The 1,557-nt window shown below is 44.3% G+C and carries 2 protein-coding genes; both read left to right on the top strand.

The annotated features are described in order from the left end of the window. Positions 1–485 precede the first annotated feature (485 nt). Positions 486–1,100 carry a TIGR02281 family clan AA aspartic protease gene (locus P5683_RS24730; RefSeq protein ID WP_006624200.1) on the top strand — a complete coding sequence of 205 codons (615 nt, stop codon included), beginning with the start codon at positions 486–488 and terminating at the stop codon, positions 1,098–1,100. Positions 1,101–1,218: 118 nt separating this feature from the next. Continuing rightward, positions 1,219–1,446, top strand: a complete 228-nt coding sequence (locus P5683_RS24725) for a short-chain dehydrogenase/reductase SDR (RefSeq protein WP_228116374.1) — start codon at positions 1,219–1,221, stop codon at positions 1,444–1,446. Positions 1,447–1,557: the final 111 nt, after the last annotated feature.

Raw genomic sequence — 1,557 nt, 5'->3', positions numbered from 1 at the left:
ATTTGGCGATTTCTTAAAATGGGATTGACCTTGAGTTTCCTGCCTTGCTCGTTTTCAGCCCGAGCGTTGGAACATATAAACAGTTAAGGGGTAACTGGGTTGAATCAGTTTATTCCCCTCTAGGAGGTTATTTCGAGCATTGCAGCCCTATTTCACTCCTAAACGTCTCGCACATATAATTGAAATATTTGCTATTATTTAAAAATTAGATAAACTTTAATTATAAAACTGTTAAATTAAACGATACCATTAATTCTTGGCAGTTGTCAACCCCCGGCGGCAATTTGGCCGAACATTTTTGTAAAATTGACGAAAACATCAACTGTGTCCCCAAACATAAAGCTATAATGGTGGTAGACGGGTCAAAATGGGTCTGGGAATGTCAAAGTACCATCGAGATTAATCTTAGACCCCCATAAAAGGCGACAATCAAACCCTATAGAAACGAGATATAACTAAAGCTCATTTCCAAGGAAAGTCGAATTATGAATAACCACAGTATCAATGGTAAATCCCATTTTCCTAGTTTAGTGCAGACTATACCTATTACAGTAGGTTTACTGGTGGTAAGTGCCGCATTCTATCCCCAAGGGTTGGCTACAGCACAAGAACAACCAGGCTGTTTTGCTCGGACAAGATCAGGTCGGTTGATTAATCTGAATCAAATTTGTAATTTTCCCGAAGTTGTGACCCCCCCCAGTGGTACTGCTGTCCTTCCCGGTGCAGCCGCCGGAGTTTACCAAGCACCCATTATTCGGCGACACCAAGGCATCCCAGTCGTATTGGCTACTTTTAATGATAGCCAACCGTTTCCAATGATGATTGATACGGGGGCCAGTGGAACTGTCATCACGCCGCTGATGGCGGAGGTATTGGGTGTGGTTCGGACGGGGCGAGGTTTGGCGAATACCCCCAGCGAGCAAAATGTTGAATTTGACCTGGGTGAAATTATCTCTATTGAAGTTGGCGGCGCAATGGCTAGTAATTTGACAGTGGCGATCGCACCTGCTTTAGAAGTAGGATTGTTAGGGCAGGACTTTTTTGGTCAGTATGATGTGACTATTAGAGAAGATGTGATCGAGTTTCGGACGAGGGGATAATCCCTAAGCTGCCATTCCCACCCCCCCACCTACACCTACAGATTTTTTAGTGGGTAATAAAGAGCGATCGCACGATTTAAACCTAGTTGAACACATCGACTATCTTTAGATGCGGTTCATGTCCTGGCTGTTACATCCGGGAAATCTCGCTAAACATTACCCTCACCCTAAATCAGAATCCCTGGGGGGGAGAGACCAGCGACAGGTAAGCCATGATTACTGCAAGGACGGCTATACCGAAATGACTCAAAAAATCCCTGAGCAAGTCGGCGATAAAATGACCGCAGAAATTCCTTTCCGGCGTTTTGGTGAACCATTAGATATCGCCGGGACTGTGGCTTTTTGAATGTCTCCTTTTCCTAGTCGTTATGTCAACACAAAGGTATTGCGCCGTCGTGGGATTTATATCAAGTCCGGATAATCAATTATAGTAAAGTCTCGGTTTGAGGCCACCAAT

This window comes from Limnospira sp. PMC 1279.21 (assembly GCF_032349615.1).
GTDB classification, from domain to species: domain Bacteria; phylum Cyanobacteriota; class Cyanobacteriia; order Cyanobacteriales; family Microcoleaceae; genus Limnospira; species Limnospira fusiformis.
Note: the sequence above shows the minus strand (reverse complement) of the source record. Positions and strands in the feature narration are given on the sequence as shown.

Excerpts from the sequence above, each read along its gene's own strand:
- P5683_RS24725 (WP_228116374.1), top strand. The coding sequence starts at position 1,219 with ATGTCCTGGCTGTTACATCCGGGAAATCTCGCTAAACATTACCCTCAC.
- P5683_RS24730 (WP_006624200.1), top strand. The coding sequence starts at position 486 with ATGAATAACCACAGTATCAATGGTAAATCCCATTTTCCTAGTTTAGTG.